The sequence below is a fragment of the Paracoccus aurantiacus genome, assembly GCF_007993065.1.
Lineage (GTDB): Bacteria > Pseudomonadota > Alphaproteobacteria > Rhodobacterales > Rhodobacteraceae > Paracoccus > Paracoccus aurantiacus.
This window is the reverse complement of sequence record NZ_VOPL01000001.1, coordinates 683282-700661: the sequence shown is the minus strand read 5'-3', so window position 1 is coordinate 700661 and position 17380 is coordinate 683282. Positions and strand designations below refer to the sequence as shown.

The window sequence follows — 17380 nt, the reverse complement described above, 5'->3', positions numbered from 1 at the left end:
GGCTTTTCCTGTGAACAACCGGCCAGTTTGGTCCGGCTCGGACGGGAGGTTCGGGATGATACTTGTCGAGGAGACGACACTGGCGGATGCGGCGCTGCCAGTGGCCGAATTGCGGGCGCATCTGCGGCTGGGGTCCGGCTTCGATCTGGCCGAGAGCAGCGACGAAGACCGCGCACTGGCGGGATTTCTGCGCGCGGCCATGGCGACGATCGAGGGGCGCACCGGTAAGGTGCTGTTGAGCCGTCAGTATCGCATGGTACTGGACGACTGGCGCGACAGCGCGGCACAGGCGCTTCCGATGGCGCCTGTCAGCGAGGTTCAAGGCATAGAGATTTCGGTCGCAGACGGCATATCACGCGCTATCGCGTCCCAACATTGGTACCTGGTGGCCGATATAACGCGCCCCTTTATCCGGCCGCGCGGTGCAGCGCTTCCATCGGTGCCAGAGGGTGCGAATGTTGTCATCCGGTTCACGGCAGGATTTGCCGATAACTGGGCAGGGGTGCCCCCGGATCTGGCGCAGGCCGTTCTGATGCTGGCGGCGCGTTACTACGAGGATCGCAGCGATGACAGTGCGCGGCGCGCATTGCCGATGGGCGTCAGTGCGCTGATCGAACGCTGGCGCGCAGTGCGTGTCCTGGCCGGACGGAGGGCGAGGTGATGTCGGCACCAAAGCTTACGGTGCCTCTTCGGCTGGAAACGAAGGAGCGGCAGGCCGACGGGCTGGGTGGCCATCGCGCTGTCTGGCGCACCATCGGTCTGGTCTATGCCGAGATGCGCAGCGGAATTGGCAGGCTGCGCGGTGCCGAAGCAGGCCCGGAAAGCGTCGTTGGCTGGACGATCACGCTTCGGGCATTTCCCCAAGGCGATCCGCGACGCCCGATCGCTGGACAGCGGCTGCGTATGGGATCGCGCAGTTTCCGCATCGACGCGGTTGCCGAGGCAGATCCTGCCGGTCGGCATCTGCGGGTCATCGCAGAGGAGGAATGAGTATGAGTTATCTCGCTTCGGTCGCCCTTCAGGGTGCCGTGTACCAGTGCCTGCGTGATGATCCTGAGCTGAACGCACTTGTCGGCGACGCGGTGTTCGACGCCATGCCGATTGATGCGCCGAGCGGTGTCTATGTCTCGCTTGGACCGGAGGAGGTCACCGATCAGTCCGATAGTGGCGGTCGCGCGGCGCGTCACGACTTTGTCGTTTCGGTTCTTGCCGGAACCGAGGAGGCGGCAGGGTTTCGCGCGGTCAAGGAGGCGGCGGTCGCTGTCAGCGCGGCGCTGGAAGGCGCTGATCTTGTAACGGAAGCAGGCCGCCTCGCCGGCCTGTGGTTTCTGCGCGCCCGCGCCAAGCGGGTGAAAAACGGCGCCGAAAGGCGGGTCGATCTGACCTTTCGCGCGCTTATCGATATGGCCTGAGGAGGCAAAGCATGGCGGTACAAAACGGGCGAGATCTGCTGATCAAGATGGACATGACCGGTGCGGGCGAGTTCGAGACGGTTGCGGGGCTTCGCGCCACGCGGATCGGGTTTAACGCGGAAACCGTGGATGTCACCAGTCTGGAAAGCGAAGGTCGCTGGCGAGAGCTTCTGGGGGGCGCTGGGGTACGATCTGCTTCGATTTCGGGGTCGGGCGTTTTTCGCGACGCGGCGACAGATGGGCGCGCCCGGCAGGTGTTTTTCGACGGCGAGGTGCCACGTTGCCAGGTCATTATTCCCGATTTCGGGATTATCGAGGGGCCGTTCCAGATCACATCGCTGGAATATGCCGGCAGCCATAATGGCGAGGCCACTTACGAAATCGCACTTGCAAGCGCCGGTGCACTGAATTTCGTGGCTCTGTGATGGTCAATCCGATGCGTGGCGAGGTTGAGATCAAGCTGGACGGTGTCGCCCACACGGCAAAGCTGACGCTTGGTGCGCTGGCGGAGCTGGAAACAGCGCTGGGGACAGCGTCACTGGTCGAGATTGCGGAGCGATTTGAGCAAGGGCGCTTTTCGGCTGCGGACGTCATCTCGGTCATCGTTGCGGGCTTGCGGGGCGGAGGCTGGCGCGGCGAGCGGGAGGTCTTGCTTTCGTCGGAAATCGAGGGCGGGCCGGTGGAGGCTGCGCAGGCCGCAGCACGGCTGCTTGCGCGCGCCTTCGGCATAGCGGGCCAATGACCGGCCTCGACTGGCCAGGCCTGATGCGGGCCGGAATGACAGGACTGGGGCTGACACCTGAACAGTTCTGGTCGCTCACCCCAGTAGAACTCGCGCTGATGCTGGGCATTGACCCGGTTTCAGCGCCCATGACTCGGTCGCGGCTGGCCGCGTTGGCAGCAGCTTGGCCAGACCGGCACTCGACAACGGAGGATCTGGATGACGGACAAGAACGGTCTCGATCGTGAGAGCGACGAACTCGACCGCCAATACGAGCGATCTACGCAGATGACCGCGACACTTTCGGCAGAACTGGGGCGAATGCAGCAGTCGATGCTGTTGACCAGCAGAGAGGCCGACAGCTTCGCAAATGGCATGGGCAGCGGACTGAAGCGCGCCTTCGACGGCCTCATCTTCGACGGAATGAAATTGAGCGATGCATTGAAGGGCGTCGCGCGAAGTATGGCCGACACGGCGTACTCAATTGCGATGAAGCCCATCAAGGATGCCGTTTCGAGCGCGCTTGCCCAGAGCATCGGGGGCGGAGAGCCCACACCATTCGCGAAAGGTGGCGCGTTCAGCCAGGGCCGCGTGACTGCCTTCGCGAAAGGCGGCGTTGTCGCGCAACCGACGCATTTCCCGATGCGGGGTGGCACCGGTCTGATGGGAGAGGCCGGACCCGAGGCAATCATGCCGTTGACGCGCGGTGCGGATGGGCGTCTGGGTGTGGCGTCATCCGGCGGAGCCGGCAGACCAATCAACGTAAGCATCACGGTGAACACACCGGACGTCGCGGGCTTCGCCCGCAGTCAAAGCCAGATCGCCGCGCAGATGGGTCGTCTGCTCGCGCGTGGTCAACGCAACCTGTGAGGCAACATGTTCCACGAGATCCGATTTCCAGCAAATCTGTCCTTCGGTTCCATAGGCGGTCCCGAGCGTCGTACCGAGATTGTCGCACTGACGAACGGTTTCGAGGAACGCAACACACCCTGGGCACATTCGAGACGCCGCTACGACGCGGGTCTTGGCCTGCGGTCGCTCGACGATATCGAGGCTCTGATCGCCTTCTTCGAAGCGCGGGCCGGTCAGTTGCATGGCTTCCGGTGGAAGGATTGGGCTGACTTTAAAAGCTGTCCGCCTAGCCGCACGCCGGAATTTCGCGATCAGGTGATTGCAACGGGCGATGGGAGCACGCGCAAGTTTCAACTCATCAAGACCTACAATTCGGGGCCAGCGTCGTATTCACGCCCAATTCAGAAGCCGGTTCGCGCAACCATCTCGATCGGCGTAGGTGGCGACGAGATGCGCGAGGGTGAGGATTTTACGGTGAATGCAGCGACTGGCGTCGTCACGCTGGCGCGCTCACCCGGCCAGGGCGCAGAAGTCACCGCAGGATTCGAGTTCGATGTGCCGGTGCGCTTCGATACTGACCGCATCGCGGTATCCGTCTCGTCGTTTCAGGCGGGTGATATTCCCGAGGTTCCGGTTATCGAGGTCCGACAGTGACAACAACAACAATTGCAAGGGCGTGGTCGATCACCCGCAAGGACGGGCTCACGCTCGGTTTCACCGATCACGATCAGCAGCTGAGCTTTCACGGTATTTCCTTCAGACCAGACGTCGGGCTGACTGCGCAGGCGGTCGTTCAAGGCACCGGTCTTTCGGTTGATAACACCGAGGTCATCGGCGCACTTTCCGATGGTGCAATTGAAGAACGCGATATTGTCGCTGGCCGTTGGGACGGCGCTGAATTGTGCCAATGGGAGGTCGATTGGGCTGACCCCTCGAAAGCTGTTCTGGTTTTCCGCGGGCATCTTGGCGAGGTGACGCGTGGTGGGGGTATGTTCAGAGCCGAGCTGAGAGGGCTGTCAGAGCCACTTAACAAGGTAAAAGGCAGGGTTTTTCAGCCGCGCTGCAGTGCGTTGTTGGCAGATTCAGCATGCAAGGTTGACATGACAGCCCCCGGATTATCGGCTGAGGGCATTCTTGAGGACGTCGATGGCGCGCGCCTGACGCTAAGTCACCTCGCGGGCTATGATGACCGGTGGTTCGAGCGCGGCAGGATTAACATCCTAACCGGCGAGGCCGCCGCAATTGAGGGGCATATCAAAAACGACCGCGCAATGCCGGGTGGGTTGCGTGAAATCGACCTATGGGTTGAACCGGGCGGATTGCCGCGTCGGGGCGACAGGATTCGGATTGAAGCGGGCTGTAATAAGTCTGCATCAATGTGCCGCGCGAAGTTCAATAATTTCATAAATTTCCGCGGCTTTCCTCATCTCCCCGAGGAGGATTGGCTGATGGCCCCTGCAAAGAGGTCTGCACGGTCAAGCGATCTGCTCGACAACCTCGATGAGCACTACGATGTCAAATGATTCAGATGTCGTACGCATAGCGCGGACGTGGATCGGGACACCCTATTCGCACCAGGCATCGGTTCGGCACGCCGGTACGGACTGCCTTGGGCTGATCCGCGGTATCTGGCGCGAGCTTTATGGAGCAGAGCCGGAAGCAGCGCCGTCATATACGCCAGATTGGGGTGAATACGACCGGTTGGAAACTTTGCTGGACGGCGCGCGGCGTCACCTGATCGCCGACGATGAGAATGACAGGATCGGTCAGGTCCTGCTGTTTCGCATGCGGACCGGCGCAGCGGCAAAGCATCTTGGGGTGCTGTCGCGCGAAGGCGCGTCGCCAGCATTCATCCATGCATATGATCGTCATGGCGTTGTCGAGAGCCCGCTTTCTAAGCCGTGGCGCGACCGGATAGCCGCGCGATTCCGCTTCCCCTGACCTTAAGGAGATTTACATGGCAACGATCCTGTTGTCCGCCGTCGGCGCGTCCATTGGCGCGGGTTTCGGCGGCACCGTTCTTGGTCTGGGTGGCGCAGTCATTGGACGAGCGATAGGTGCCACAGTCGGTCGCGTGATCGATCAACGCATACTCGGTACGGGCGGCCAGGCCGTTGAGACCGGACGCATTGACCGCCTGCGCATTCAGACGACCGGAGAGGGGATCCCGATCCCGCGCGTTTGGGGTCAGATGCGCATGCCCGGTCATGTCATTTGGGCTTCGCCACTGACCGAAATCTCGTCCAGTCAGGGTGGCGGAAAGGGCACAGGGCCACGCGTCACCAATATTTCGTACCGGCTAAGCTATGCCCTTGCTATCTGCGAGGGGCCGATCCTTGGGATTGGCAGGGTGTGGGCGGATGGTGAGGAAATCGCGCCCTCGGATCTGAACCTGCGCGTGTATAACGGCACTGAAGAACAGATTCCGGACCCATGCATTGCGGCTCACGAGGGACATAATGCGCCTGCGTATCGTGGGATCGCCTATGTCGTTCTGGAGGAGTTGGATCTGGAGCGTTGGGGAAGCCGCGTTCCTCAACTGAGCTTCGAGGTCACGCGTGCGAGTGTTTCGGGCGGTGACCTGTCGGGATACGTCCAGGCGGTCGCGATGATTCCCGGAACGGGAGAGTACTCGCTTGCGACGACGCCGGTTACGTATGACCTAGGGATGGGCGAAAAGGTTTCCGCGAACAGTTCGAGCGTGCTGGCGCAAACAGATTTCCTTGCCTCAATGGACATTCTGGGCCGAGAGCTGCCTAATGTGAACTCCGTCTCGCTGGTCGTATCTTGGTTTGGCGACGATCTGCGCGTCGGACATTGCCAGATCCAACCAAAGGTTGAGGATAAGAGCCGCGACGGCGATGAGATGAATTGGCGTGCCGGCGGTATTGATCGCAGTCTCGCGATCGAGGTCGCGAAAAAAGATCAGCGCCCGGTATATGGCGGCACGCCTGCTGATGCGTCTGTATTAGAGGCGTTGCGTGCGATAGCTGGCTCGGGCCGCAAGGCAGTATTTTATCCCTTCATTCTGATGGAGCAGCTCGCCGGGAATGCGCGCCCTGATCCGTGGTCTTCAAATTCTGATCAGCCTGTGATGCCCTGGCGTGGCCGCATTACCGCGGAAGTTGCGCCGGGTCGGGATGGAAGCCCGGATGGAACGGCCGAGAATGTCGAGGCTATCGGCAAGTTTTTCGGCACGGGTTCACCCGCTGACTTCTCCATCAAGGGTGAGCATGTCGTATATTCCGGCCCAGACGAATGGAGCTACCGTCGCTTTATCCTGCATTACGCGCATCTTTGCGCGGTTGCAGGTGGACTTGATGCGTTCCTGATAGGTTCCGAGATGGTCGGTCTGACGCAGCTGCGCGGACCCGACAACAGCTTTCCCGCAGTCGAGGCGCTTTGCGCGCTTGCTGCCGAGGTGCGCGGGATTCTCGGCCCGACGGTGAAGATAAGCTATGCCGCTGACTGGTCAGAGTATTTCGGCTATCACCCAGGCGGCGGCGACGCGTTCTTTCATCTCGATGCTCTTTGGGCCGATCCGAATATCGACTTTATCGGTATCGACAACTACATGCCTCTGTCCGACTGGCGCGATGGCGAGGATCACCGCGACGCGCGCTGGCGCAGGATCGATGCGGTCGGCTATCTGGAATCTCAGGTCGCTGGTGGCGAGGGATACGATTGGTATTACGCGGACCCTGCCCATCGCGATGCTCAGATACGCACCCCGATTACCGACGAGGGGTACAAAGAGCCGTGGATCTGGCGCTACAAAGACATCTACGGCTGGTGGGCCAACCGCCACCATGATCGCGTTGACGGCGTTCGGCAGGGCGCGTCGAGCCCATGGGTGCCGCGGTCGAAGCCAGTTTGGTTCACCGAGATGGGATGCGCGGCGCTCGATAAGGCGACGAACCAGCCAAACAAGTTTCTTGATGCATTCAGTTCGGAATCGCTGCTTCCGCACTATTCCTCGGGTCGACGAGACGACGTTGTGCAAGCGGCATATATTCGTGCGATGTCACGATACTGGGGAAATGCGAACAACAATCCAATCGGCTCTTACGGAGGCCGAATGGTTGACATGTCACGCGCACATGTCTGGTGCTGGGACGCGCGACCGTTTCCTGCCTTTCCAGGGCGAACAGATCTTTGGTCTGACGGTCCAGCGTGGGATCGCGGTCACTGGCTAAACGGTCGCGCGGGCGCCGTGCCGCTTGCGTCGGTTGTGGCCGATATATGCTCAGCCGCAGGCGTGGCGTCCTATGATGTCTCCGGGCTGTCGGGGGTTGTGCGCGGCTATGCAACGAGCGCCTCAGAAACGCCGCGTGCGAGTCTGCAACCACTCATGCTGGCTTATGGTTTTGACGCTGTCGAGCGCGACGGAATGCTGCGCTTCATCATGCGGGATGGCCATGTCACCGCCGCTGTCCGCGCCACGCAACTTGCCGAGCAGGAGGGCGGAGCGCAGGAAGCAGTCCGCATGGCCGAGGCTGAAATGGTCGGCCGAGTCCGATTGTCGCATGTCGCGATAGGGGACGCATATGCGACATCGACCGTGGAGGCGTCGCTTCCCGGCGACGATTCCCGGGCGGCATCGGACAGCGAAATTCCCGTGCTCCTGACTGTTTCAGAGGCGCGCGCGACCGCCGAGCGTTGGCTGGCGGAGGCGCAGCTAAGCCGCAACACCGTTCGCCTTCGTCTTCCGCCTTCGCTCAGTTCGCTTGGGCCTGGCGATGTGATCGCCCTGCAAAATGAGGCGGATGATCGCGCTACGCGCTGGCGGATCGAGCGCGTGGAAAGAGCTGGATCTGTCACAGTTGACGCGGTCATGACCGAGCCGGGCCTTTATCTACCGGCAGAATTTCTTGAGGGCGGGATCAGCGTTCCACGTTATCAGCCGCCTATGCCGGTCCTTCCGGTCATTATGGATCTGCCGCTCATGCGCGGAAACGAGATCCCTCATGCGCCGCATCTTGCGGTGGCCGCAAGTCCGTGGCCGGGCTCTGTCGCGGCTTACGGTTCGATGCAGGAGGATAGCGACTTCATGCTGGACGCGGTTCTGCCCCGCGGCGCGATGATCGGCGTCACTCAGTCTGTTCTGCGCAGGGCGCGGCCTGGTCTCATCGATCGTGGTGAAGGTCTCCGAGTGCGATTCCGAACTGGCGCGGTATCGGATGCCTCGATGCAGGCGCTGCTTCGTGGCGCGAACCGCATCGCGATCGGAGACGGCTCTCCTACGAACTGGGAAATTCTTCAGTTTCGACGCGCCGAGCCGCTGGCCCCTCGTTACTGGGCGCTCCATGAGCGACTTCGCGGTCAGTGCGGTACCGACGGGCAGGTTCCGGACGAATGGCCGATCGGATCGATCGTGGTGGTGCTGGACAGCGCATTGCAGCAATTGTCTGTCGATCCCGTGGCGCTGGGGCAAAAGCTGTACTGGCGCATCGGCCCTGCCATGCGGAGTGTCGACGATGCGAGCTACCGCTTACGTTCGACGATGACTCGCGGCATCGGGCTTCGGCCACTCTCGCCGTGTCACTTGCAGCTAAGCAGAGGCAGGCTGAGCTGGATACGCCAGACCCGGCTTTCTGGCGACCGATGGGACCTGAGAGAGGTTCCGCTTGGCGAACGTCACGAACGCTATCTTCTGCGTATCGCACTCGGTCTGTCGATCTTCGAGTTCGAGACTGGACAGACCTATTTCGACCTGCCGGATGATCTGGCTTCGCAAGCGGGGCAGGGCAGACTTTCGGTATCTGTCGCACAGATATCGGACGAGTACGGTCCAGGAAACTTTGTCATGAGGAGTTTTTGATGAGCGATCAAGCAACATCCCGCCTTGAATTGCCGCTGGTTCAAGCCGCACAGGCGCAAAAGCACGTAACAGTCAACGAGTCGCTTGCGCGGCTTGATGGCCTTGTGAACCTCGTTCTCATCAGCAGCACGCAGTCGAGCCCGCCTGCCACGGTCGTTGATGGCGTGTGCTATGCCGTTCCCACTGGTGCGACCGGTGATTGGCTGGGGCAAGGCGGGAAGATCGCGATTGCGGTAAATGGTGGCTGGGTCTTCAGCGACGCGCATTCCGGTATGCAGGCATTCATCAAGGACCAGGGCGCCGAGGCCATCTTCGACGGAGATATATGGGTCGCCGGCGCAATAACGCTTGGTCGCTTCGGCTCGGCTCTCGTCGCAAGAACAGACGAGATGGAAGTAGAATTGTCACCCGGTGCCAGCGTCACGACGAACCTCTATATTCCGACCGCTGCGATGGTAATCGGCGCGACCGGGCGGGTGACGGCGACGATCACCGGATCGCTTACCAGCTGGAAGATGGGGACTGCCGGTGCGCTTGATCGATTCGGATCGGGTCTTGGTGTTCAACAGGGTTCCTGGGCGCGGGGGATGTTGTCGCAACCCTTCACTTACTGGAACCCGGCACCCGTCATACTGTCAGCAGTCGGCGGAGATTTCGCGACAGGCGCTGTTCGGCTTTCGGTCCATTGGCTGGAATTGACGCTACCACGTTGATGGGTTTCCGTTGCCGTACCTTTGCGCTATTTTCCTGCAAAAGGAGATGGCCATGAACAGTCCCGCAAAATCCTTTACCTCCGCCGCGACGCCCTTGGGCGACGCGGCACTTTGGGCGCAGATTTGCGAAGAGGCTCGTGACGCTATCAAGTCAGAGCCGTTGCTTGGCGCACTGATACATGCGGGTCTGTTGCATCATGCGAGCTTGCAATCCGCGCTTGCCTACCGCTTCGCGATGAAACTGTCTTCGCCAGAGATGAGCGAGCAGCTTCTGCGAGAGATAGCTGAAACGGCTTATGCCGCCCGACCGGAGCTTGTCGCGGCGGCTGTCGCCGATCTTCGCGCCGTGTATGAGCGAGATCCAGCAACGCACCGATTTCTTCAACCACTTCTGTTTTTCAAGGGTTTTCAGGCGCTTCAGGCCTATCGCATCGGTCACTGGCTATGGAATGAAGGCCGGCGTGACATGGCTTATTTCGTGCAGATGCGCTGCTCGGAAGCGTTCGGTGTCGATATTCACCCGGCTGCGAAAGTTGGGCGCGGTGTCATGATTGACCACGCGCATTCCATTGTCATCGGAGAGACAGCGGTCGTGGGCAACGATGTTTCCATGCTCCACTCTGTTACGCTTGGCGGTACGGGCAAGGCCGATGGAGACAGGCACCCGAAGATCGGGGATGGGGTGCTGATCGGCGCAGGGGCCAAGGTTTTGGGCAATATTTCGGTGGGACACTGCAGCAGAATCGCCGCCGGTTCTGTTGTGCTGAGCGATGTGCCGCCGTGCAAGACCGTAGCGGGGGTACCAGCGCATATTGTCGGCGATGCCGGTTGCACTGATCCTGCCTTTACGATGGATCACCTTATCGACGTAACAGACACGGTGGTTTCTGATACCTAACGCAGCGTGCTGACCCACCTCGGAACTACTTGTGTTGCCGGACCTACGAGATGCTGATGAAAATCACGGCTGACTGCGGAACGGTCGAGGTTCAATTCTATGCATTCAGCACCGCTTCGCCTCGCATGCTGGACGAAGCCGGCTGCGGGATAGACCTGACCGGATGTGCCGATCGCCGCGAAAATGTCAGCCCGTTCGATTGACCTGAATATCTCGTCCATATGATAGGGCATTTCTCCGAACCAGACGATATCCGGCCTGACCTTTGGTCTGTCACAGGCCGGTCAGCGTGATTCCACGCTCGCTTCTGCTGGAGAGGGCCATCGGTTGCCGCAAGATGCACAAAGAGCCGTCGCCAGATCGCCGTGCATGTGTATCACACTAGCCGATCCGGCACGCTCATGAAGATCGTCGATATTCTGTGTAACGAGCGTCAGTTCGTGATGCTTCGCAAGATCGGCAAGGGCGAAGTGGGCGGCATTCGGCTCCGCGGCTCTCGAAGCGGCACGACGGGCATTGTAGAAGCGGTGAACGAGTGCCGGATCTCGCTCATAAGCCTCAGGCGTGGCAACGTCTTCGACGTTATGATCCTCCCACAGCCCATCCTCGGCGCGAAATGTTCTCAGACCACTTTCTGCCGAGATGCCCGCGCCGGTCAGAACGACGATGCGCATTTAGCGGCAATACGCCTCTGCCGCGCCCGCAAACCGCTTGTAGCGAGACCAGAACGCGTTGTCGGAATCACGCTTTGACATGCGTACGACCTGCGCACGATGCGGGTCGCGGAAAAACGAAGCGGCCAGCCGCTGATCCGAGCGCGACAAGGTTTGATCTGCGACCTGCTGAACGCAACGACAAAGAGCCTGCTGCCCCGCGCCACGCTCCGAACGAATGCACGCGTTGTCTACCGGTCCTGCCATGGCGAGCGGTGTCGTCAGAAAGATCGCCGCTGTGGCGATTACGATGCGATTCATAGCTGTCTCCTCGGTCTGCCTGATGCCTTTACGGCTTTTTCTGGGGGCAGCTTGCGACGCCCCGATGGCGAAATCCTAGCAAACCGATGCGTTTCACTCAATCACAAGCTGCGGGTCACTAGTCGTGTATCGGCTGAGATCGCGGTCAATATATGGTGTCACGCCGGTTGAGGGCTGTATCCGGCTTTCCGAATCGCGTCGGATGCGCGCGCTGCATCTATTCCGTCGATCAGAACTTCTCGCTTCTCCAAGTCTACACTCGCGCTTCCGCCCGCGTCGCGTACCGCATTCTCGATCGCTGCCTTGCAATGGCTGCAAGTCATTTCAGATACGATGAACTTCATAGCGACTTCCCCTTTATCGATCGAATGTCCGCATATCGGCGGCGTCAGATGATAGCGAACCTGTCCACGTCAATCAGCCCCTTATCGGTAATTTTAAGATGAGGAATTACCGGAAGCGCCAGGAAGGCAAGCTGTAGGAACGGCTCGCTCAGGATGACGCCGATTTCGCGGGCGGCTCGTCTCAGCTCAATCAGTGCTGCGTGAACTTCCTCGAACGGTCGGTCGCTCATCAGGCCTGCGATCGGAAGTGCGAGCTCCGCCGTCACTTCCCGTTCCCTGACCACCACGAAGCCGCCACCAATCTGCGCCAACCTCTCGGCCGCGACGACCATGTCCTGGTAGTCGAGGCCGACAAGAGCAATATTGTGGTGGTCGTGACAGACCGTTGATCCGATTGCACCCGACTTGATGCCGAAACCACGCACAAATCCGTTCGCGATGTTTCCGTTCCGACCATGCCGTTCGACCACAGAGATCCGGGCGAGGTCGCGGGCCGGGTCGGGGACACGGTCGCCTGCGGTGGCCTTGATATGCTCTGTCAAATAGTCCGTCAGGATACGGCGGTGCTGTATGCCGATCACCGGCGTCTTTCCCGCGCCAGGCATGCGGAACATGTCGGCATTTATTCTCGGCAGTTTGACCGTATTCGACCCGATATCGCGAAGCTGCGCGCGCGCGGCAAAGGCGTCGGCATCCACGGGGACACCACCACAGATCACACTGCGTAGCCGGCAGCTTTCCACGTCATCCAATATCACGATATCGGCGCGCTTTCCGGGCGCAATCTGGCCGCGATCCTTCAGACCGAACGCTTCTGCGGCCGAGAGGCTGGCGGTGCGATAGACGGAAAGCGGATCGCATCCATGCCCAATAAGGCGGCGGATCATGTTGTCCAGATGTCCCTCCTCGGCGATGTCGAGCGGGTTTCGATCATCCGTGCACAGGCACATATATGGCGCCGTGAGAGGTGTCAGCACGGGTGCCAGCGCATCGAGGTCCTTCGACACGGAACCTTCGCGGATCAGCACACGCATTCCCTTTTGAAGCTTCTCGATCGCTTCGGCTTGCGTCGTCGCCTCATGCTCGGTCCGGATGCCTGCGGCGATATAGGCATTCAGATCCTTGCCAGAAAGGAGGGGGGCGTGTCCGTCGATATGTCTGCCTGAAAAGGCGCGCAGCTTATCCATGCACACCGGGTCGCGGTTCAGAACGCCGGGATAGTTCATAAATTCAGCCAGCCCGATGACCCGATGATGTTCCGCAAGCGGGCGTAGATCGGCGGCATTGATCGAAGCCCCCGAAGTCTCCATCGGCGACGAGGGGACGCAGGACGACAGGTTCACCCGCAGATCCATCAGCATCGCATCGGCTGCGTCCAGAAAGTAGCGGATGCCGTCAAGGCCAATGACATTGGCGATTTCATGGGGGTCGCAAATGGCAGTGGTCACGCCGCAAGGCAGTACGCACCTCTCGAATTCCAGAGGCGTGACACAAGAGCTTTCGATATGCAGGTGGGTGTCGATAAAGCCCGGCACGAGCACGGCGCCCGAGACGTCCAGTTCGCGACATCCCTGATATTCCTCGCCTATTCCGACAATCGTGTCGCCGCAAATGGCCACATCGCCGGCTATCCGCGCGCCGGTAATCATGCACCAGACCTCGCCGCCTTTCAGCACCAGGTCGGCGGGTATGTCGCCGCGCCCCTGCGCGATGCGATCTTCAAGGCTCATCTGACTCTCCGGTTTTCCGCAGTTATGATTCAGTATGGTTGCCAGCTTCGCAAGGGGCGCCGGCGCAAGATACGGGGTTTGCCGGCATGGTTGCCAGATGCCGCAGGGCCAGCGAATTAAGTTGAAATTCAACCTGCGATCTGCGTAAATTCTGCGGCCTCAATTTTCACTGGAGATCGCTATGAAGAATCCTTGGATGAGCGCATGGCTGTCAGCCGCAAACAGCATCGCAGGCGCTTCGCGCGGGCAGATGATCGCAGAGATGAACAAGGCGCAGACACAGTTCATCCAGGAATGGCAGCGCGCCTGGGTCGATGCGTGGCTGGCGTTGTGGTTCCCGACGAGCGGTCGCGGAAAGTGACTGTGGCGGAAATACTGGCAGGGCTGCACTGACGACTTGGACATGATGACCGCACGCTGTGCTGGCGTGACCGCCGTGATCACGCGCGACCCCGGGTCTATGTCTTGCGCTTCGCCAACGCGAACTGTTTAGGTTCTGATCGGTGTTTCCGTCAATTGACGATCAGGCTTCGCCGATTTTTCATGTGACGCGCAGCAAGATCGCGCGCCCGTCGACCCGTCACCACGGGACGCGCCGGTTCTTGGCCGGCTTCGTCCCAGCGGAGTTGCGGGAAAATCGTGAATATCTCTTGGCGCGCAGATTTTCCGACGCTGTTGATCGCTTCCGGGCCGGTAAACAGGCTTTCGGCTTCGGCTCCGTTCGCGAAAACGATCTCGTGCCGGTCGAAGAGGATATGAAAATAAGTGACTTCGCTTGCATCTTCGACGACGTCGATACCATTCATCGAGCAAAGTTGCTTGGCAGCGACCAGCACCTCTGCCGCACCGAACATCCGCTGTGCTATCTTCGAGCGGACGAGGATTCTGTGCTGAGGGCTGACCGTCAGGTCGCGGGTTGGCGTCCCCGCACCGAGGCTGCCCGCGCGAATGAGGATCGGGCGAAGCTTCGGCGATCTCGCCAGGTCAACCGCATCCAGCCTTCGCCGTCCTATCCAGCGTATCGGCTGGAACCCGTTGTCGCGAACGCGAACGCGAGCGCCGTGCTTCAGGTTCTCGATTGGAAGTGCGCCGTGCTCTGTCTCGATAAGGGTACCGAGCGTGAAGCAGATCGCCTGATTTGGTGAAACTGGACCGTCTACACGGTTACCATTCTTGTCATACTGAACGCTCTGACCGTTAGACGAGGCCGCGATCACTTGCGCTGTCGAACCACTGGCAGGGCCCTCGGTGGCGGTGATCGCGCCGGTACTAGGCGCGATTTCAACGAATTTCAGGACATTTACTGTCCCATCGCTATTGGTGCGGGTCAGCGCCACGGCTTCGGGTTCGCTGGCATCAGGCGGGTTGGTAGTCGGCGCCGTAAGCGTACCCGGTACGATGATCGAATATGCACCGGTGTTCGGGTCACGCACCGCATCCGCCGGGTCGAGCGTTACAATCTGCTCAACCGTGCCATTCTGTTGATAGAAGGTCACCTGGAAGGTGCTGTCGCCTGCTGACATGGCCGCCAATTCAGAGCCGGTCACCCTGATCTCGACGAACTCCGACTGGCCAGAATTGCTGGCATAGTTATTCTGATAGTGAATTTCGGAGATGAATGCCATTCTCTATCCCTAAACTCGAACCGTGCGCGCGCGACGCTTCGGTGAATTCGCGTTCTGCTGCACCAGATTTTTGTGCGAATGCTGCAACCTGCGGGTTAGTTAGCAGACCGCGGCCACGTTTCAAGAAATGCTAGGCGAAACGAGACGAGCCATTCACATAATGAGCTGACGTTTCGGTTATCGTTGCAATTTCGGCACATTGGGGCGCGCTGAAATTGCTATGACAGGCCGATTGCTTAGAGTGACATCGCGAGGGTTCTGCGAAACCGCGTTCTAAGGCGAATTGGCACGAGCATGCAGGTGGATATTCGGCTGGCAGACGAAGTCAGATCGCGAAGCCGATCACCCATCCATCTTCAACGCCTGAATAAACGCCGTCTGCGGGATCTCGACCTTGCCGAACTGGCGCATCTTCTTCTTGCCAGCCTTTTGCTTTTCCAGCAGCTTCTTTTTCCGCGTTGCGTCGCCGCCATAGCATTTCGCGGTCACGTCTTTGCGCATGGCTGACAACGTCTCACGCGCGATCACCCGGCTGCCGATGGCCGCCTGAATCGGTATCTTGAACATGTGGCGCGGGATCAGTTCTTTCAGCTTTTCGACCATGACGCGGCCGCGCGCCTCGGCCCGGTCGCGGTGGACCATGATCGACAGCGCGTCCACAGGCTCGTCATTTACAAGGATCGACATCTTCACCAGATGATCCTCGCGATATTCGCTGATCTGATAGTCGAAGCTCGCATAGCCCTTGGTCACCGATTTCAGCCGGTCGTAGAAATCGAACACCACCTCGGCCAGCGGCAGGTCATAGACAACCATCGCGCGGCTGCCCGCATAGGTCAGGTCAAGCTGGATGCCGCGCCGGTCCTGACACAGTTTCAGCACGTCGCCCAGATATTCGTCAGGCACCATGATCGTGGCCTTGATGCGCGGCTCTTCGATATGATCGACGATCGTCAGGTCGGGCATGTCGGCGGGGTTGTGCAGTTCACGGACTTCACCGTCGCGCATGTGCAGCTTGAATACGACGGACGGCGCGGTGGTGATCAGATCCAGATCGTATTCGCGTTCCAGCCGGTCGCGGATAACCTCCAGATGCAGAAGGCCAAGGAAACCGCAGCGGAAGCCGAAGCCGAGGGCCGCCGAGGTTTCCATCTCATAGCTGAAGCTGGCATCGTTCAGGGCAAGCTTCTCGATGGCGTCGCGCAGGGCCTCGAAATCGTTGGCATCGACAGGGAAGAGGCCACAGAACACCACCGGCTGCGCAGGTTTGAAGCCGGGAAGGGGCTTGTCTGTCGGCTTTTTCTCATGCGTGATCGTGTCGCCGACGCGGGTGTCGCGGACCTGCTTGATGGATGCGGTGAACACGCCGATCTCGCCCGGTCCAAGTTCCGCGATATCCTTCATTGCGGGCGTCAGCACGGCCAGCTTGTCCAGACGATAGGTCGCGCCGGTCTGCATCATCTTGACCTGATCGCCCTTGCGGATCACGCCGTCCATCACACGGATCATGACAACGACGCCCAGATAGGCGTCATACCAGCTGTCCACCAGCATCGCCTTCAGCGGCGCATCCCGGTCGCCCTTCGGCGCGGGCAGGCGGGTCACGATCGCCTCCAGCACATCCGGGATGCCAAGACCGGTTTTCGCGGAAATCGGAACCGCCTGTGACGCGTCGATACCGATCACATCCTCGATCTGCTCCTTGACGCGGTCAGGTTCTGCCGCTGGCAGGTCGATCTTGTTCAGCACCGGCACAATCTCGTGATCCGCGTCGATTGCCTGATAGACATTCGCCAGCGTCTGCGCCTCGACCCCCTGCGTCGCATCGACGACCAGCAGGCTGCCTTCGACCGCGCGCATGGACCGGCTGACCTCATAGGCGAAATCGACATGGCCGGGCGTGTCGATCAGATTCAGCACATAGGTGCGCCCATCCTTCGCCGGATAGGCGATGCGCACCGTATTTGCCTTGATGGTGATACCGCGTTCGCGCTCGATATCCATGCTGTCCAGAAGCTGGGCCTTCATGTCGCGCTCGGCGACGGTGCCCGTCAACTGGATCAGCCGGTCGGCCAGCGTGGATTTACCGTGGTCGATATGCGCCACGATGGAGAAGTTGCGGATAAGATCAAGCTCGGTCATGGCCAGCCTATACAAGGCCGCGAAGGGCGCGGGAAGGGGGTATGATGCCTGAAGCGACGCGACGCCTGCGCCACCCTGGGACGCGGAATGGCTGCAAGCGCGCTTGCCGCGAATCTCGTATTCGATTACCGTTTTCCGGTAGCGATTG

At 60.2% G+C, this 17380-nt stretch carries 19 protein-coding genes and 1 pseudogene; 14 read left to right on the top strand and 6 right to left on the bottom strand.

Annotation, left to right across the window (positions count from 1 at the left end; genetic code table 11):
• Positions 1 to 55: 55 nt before the first annotated feature.
• From FQV27_RS03410 to cysE, 13 genes are read left to right on the top strand one after another with little or no spacing between them, the layout of a single operon-like run.
• Entirely contained in the window at positions 56 to 661 is a 606-nt protein-coding gene (locus FQV27_RS03410) for a head-tail connector protein (protein WP_147096392.1), read from the top strand.
• The gene (locus tag FQV27_RS03405; protein WP_147096391.1) at positions 661 to 990 is read left to right on the top strand and encodes a head-tail adaptor protein; all 330 of its coding nucleotides are present in this window, start codon (positions 661 to 663) and stop codon (positions 988 to 990) included. Before FQV27_RS03410 ends, FQV27_RS03405 begins: the two co-directional genes overlap by 1 nt.
• Positions 991 to 992: 2 nt before the next feature.
• Positions 993 to 1412, top strand: coding sequence for a DUF3168 domain-containing protein (locus FQV27_RS03400; protein WP_147096390.1), 420 nt, complete (start codon positions 993 to 995; stop codon positions 1410 to 1412).
• Between the two features lie 11 nt (positions 1413 to 1423).
• The gene (locus FQV27_RS03395) at positions 1424 to 1837 is read left to right on the top strand and encodes a phage major tail protein, TP901-1 family (protein ID WP_147096389.1); all 414 of its coding nucleotides are present in this window, start codon (positions 1424 to 1426) and stop codon (positions 1835 to 1837) included.
• Positions 1837 to 2154, top strand: a complete 318-nt coding sequence (locus FQV27_RS03390) for a gene transfer agent family protein (protein ID WP_147096388.1) — start codon at positions 1837 to 1839, stop codon at positions 2152 to 2154. Before FQV27_RS03395 ends, FQV27_RS03390 begins: the two co-directional genes overlap by 1 nt.
• Positions 2151 to 2381 carry a rcc01693 family protein gene (locus FQV27_RS03385; RefSeq protein ID WP_147096387.1) on the top strand — a complete coding sequence of 77 codons (231 nt, stop codon included), beginning with the start codon at positions 2151 to 2153 and terminating at the stop codon, positions 2379 to 2381. The genes FQV27_RS03390 and FQV27_RS03385 overlap by 4 nt, the downstream gene beginning before the upstream one ends.
• The gene (locus tag FQV27_RS03380) at positions 2353 to 3003 is read left to right on the top strand and encodes a phage tail tape measure protein (protein ID WP_147096386.1); all 651 of its coding nucleotides are present in this window, start codon (positions 2353 to 2355) and stop codon (positions 3001 to 3003) included. Before FQV27_RS03385 ends, FQV27_RS03380 begins: the two co-directional genes overlap by 29 nt.
• A 6-nt stretch (positions 3004 to 3009) precedes the next feature.
• Positions 3010 to 3639 (top strand): DUF2460 domain-containing protein, encoded by a 630-nt coding sequence (locus FQV27_RS03375; RefSeq protein ID WP_147096385.1) that lies wholly within the window; start codon positions 3010 to 3012, stop codon positions 3637 to 3639.
• Positions 3636 to 4508, top strand: a complete 873-nt coding sequence (locus FQV27_RS03370; RefSeq protein WP_147096384.1) for a DUF2163 domain-containing protein — start codon at positions 3636 to 3638, stop codon at positions 4506 to 4508. The genes FQV27_RS03375 and FQV27_RS03370 overlap by 4 nt, the downstream gene beginning before the upstream one ends.
• Positions 4498 to 4926, top strand: a complete 429-nt coding sequence (locus FQV27_RS03365; RefSeq protein ID WP_147096383.1) for a C40 family peptidase — start codon at positions 4498 to 4500, stop codon at positions 4924 to 4926. The genes FQV27_RS03370 and FQV27_RS03365 overlap by 11 nt, the downstream gene beginning before the upstream one ends.
• Before the next feature lie 16 nt (positions 4927 to 4942).
• The gene (locus FQV27_RS03360) at positions 4943 to 8806 is read left to right on the top strand and encodes a baseplate multidomain protein megatron (protein ID WP_147096382.1); all 3864 of its coding nucleotides are present in this window, start codon (positions 4943 to 4945) and stop codon (positions 8804 to 8806) included.
• The gene (locus FQV27_RS03355; RefSeq protein WP_147096381.1) at positions 8806 to 9519 is read left to right on the top strand and encodes a DUF2793 domain-containing protein; all 714 of its coding nucleotides are present in this window, start codon (positions 8806 to 8808) and stop codon (positions 9517 to 9519) included. Before FQV27_RS03360 ends, FQV27_RS03355 begins: the two co-directional genes overlap by 1 nt.
• 52 nt (positions 9520 to 9571) lie before the next feature.
• Positions 9572 to 10417, top strand: a complete 846-nt coding sequence (gene cysE / locus FQV27_RS03350) for a serine O-acetyltransferase (protein WP_147096380.1) — start codon at positions 9572 to 9574, stop codon at positions 10415 to 10417.
• Here cysE and FQV27_RS03345 read toward each other — a convergent pair.
• From FQV27_RS03345 to ade, 4 genes and pseudogenes are all read right to left on the bottom strand, one after another.
• Positions 10414 to 11091 (bottom strand): annotated as a pseudogene (locus FQV27_RS03345) (NAD-dependent deacylase). The gene cysE and the pseudogene FQV27_RS03345 overlap by 4 nt on opposite strands.
• On the bottom strand, positions 11092 to 11391 hold the full coding sequence (locus FQV27_RS03340) for a hypothetical protein (protein ID WP_147096379.1): 300 nt from the start codon (positions 11389 to 11391) through the stop codon (positions 11092 to 11094).
• Positions 11392 to 11549: 158 nt separating this feature from the next.
• Positions 11550 to 11735 carry a heavy-metal-associated domain-containing protein gene (locus FQV27_RS03335; protein WP_147096378.1) on the bottom strand — a complete coding sequence of 62 codons (186 nt, stop codon included), beginning with the start codon at positions 11733 to 11735 and terminating at the stop codon, positions 11550 to 11552.
• Between the two features lie 44 nt (positions 11736 to 11779).
• On the bottom strand, positions 11780 to 13465 hold the full coding sequence (ade, locus tag FQV27_RS03330; protein ID WP_147096377.1) for an adenine deaminase: 1686 nt from the start codon (positions 13463 to 13465) through the stop codon (positions 11780 to 11782).
• Between the two features lie 181 nt (positions 13466 to 13646).
• Here ade and FQV27_RS03325 point away from each other — a divergent pair, with 181 nt between their 5' ends.
• Positions 13647 to 13826 carry a hypothetical protein gene (locus tag FQV27_RS03325; protein ID WP_147096376.1) on the top strand — a complete coding sequence of 60 codons (180 nt, stop codon included), beginning with the start codon at positions 13647 to 13649 and terminating at the stop codon, positions 13824 to 13826.
• Positions 13827 to 13977: 151 nt separating this feature from the next.
• On the opposite strand, the gene FQV27_RS03320 is transcribed toward FQV27_RS03325, so the two are convergent.
• Both FQV27_RS03320 and lepA read right to left on the bottom strand, forming a co-directional pair.
• Positions 13978 to 15090 carry a Hint domain-containing protein gene (locus tag FQV27_RS03320; RefSeq protein ID WP_147096375.1) on the bottom strand — a complete coding sequence of 371 codons (1113 nt, stop codon included), beginning with the start codon at positions 15088 to 15090 and terminating at the stop codon, positions 13978 to 13980.
• Positions 15091 to 15432: 342 nt separating this feature from the next.
• Positions 15433 to 17232, bottom strand: a complete 1800-nt coding sequence (gene lepA / locus FQV27_RS03315; RefSeq protein WP_147096374.1) for a translation elongation factor 4 — start codon at positions 17230 to 17232, stop codon at positions 15433 to 15435.
• Between the last annotated feature and the right edge of the window lie 148 nt (positions 17233 to 17380).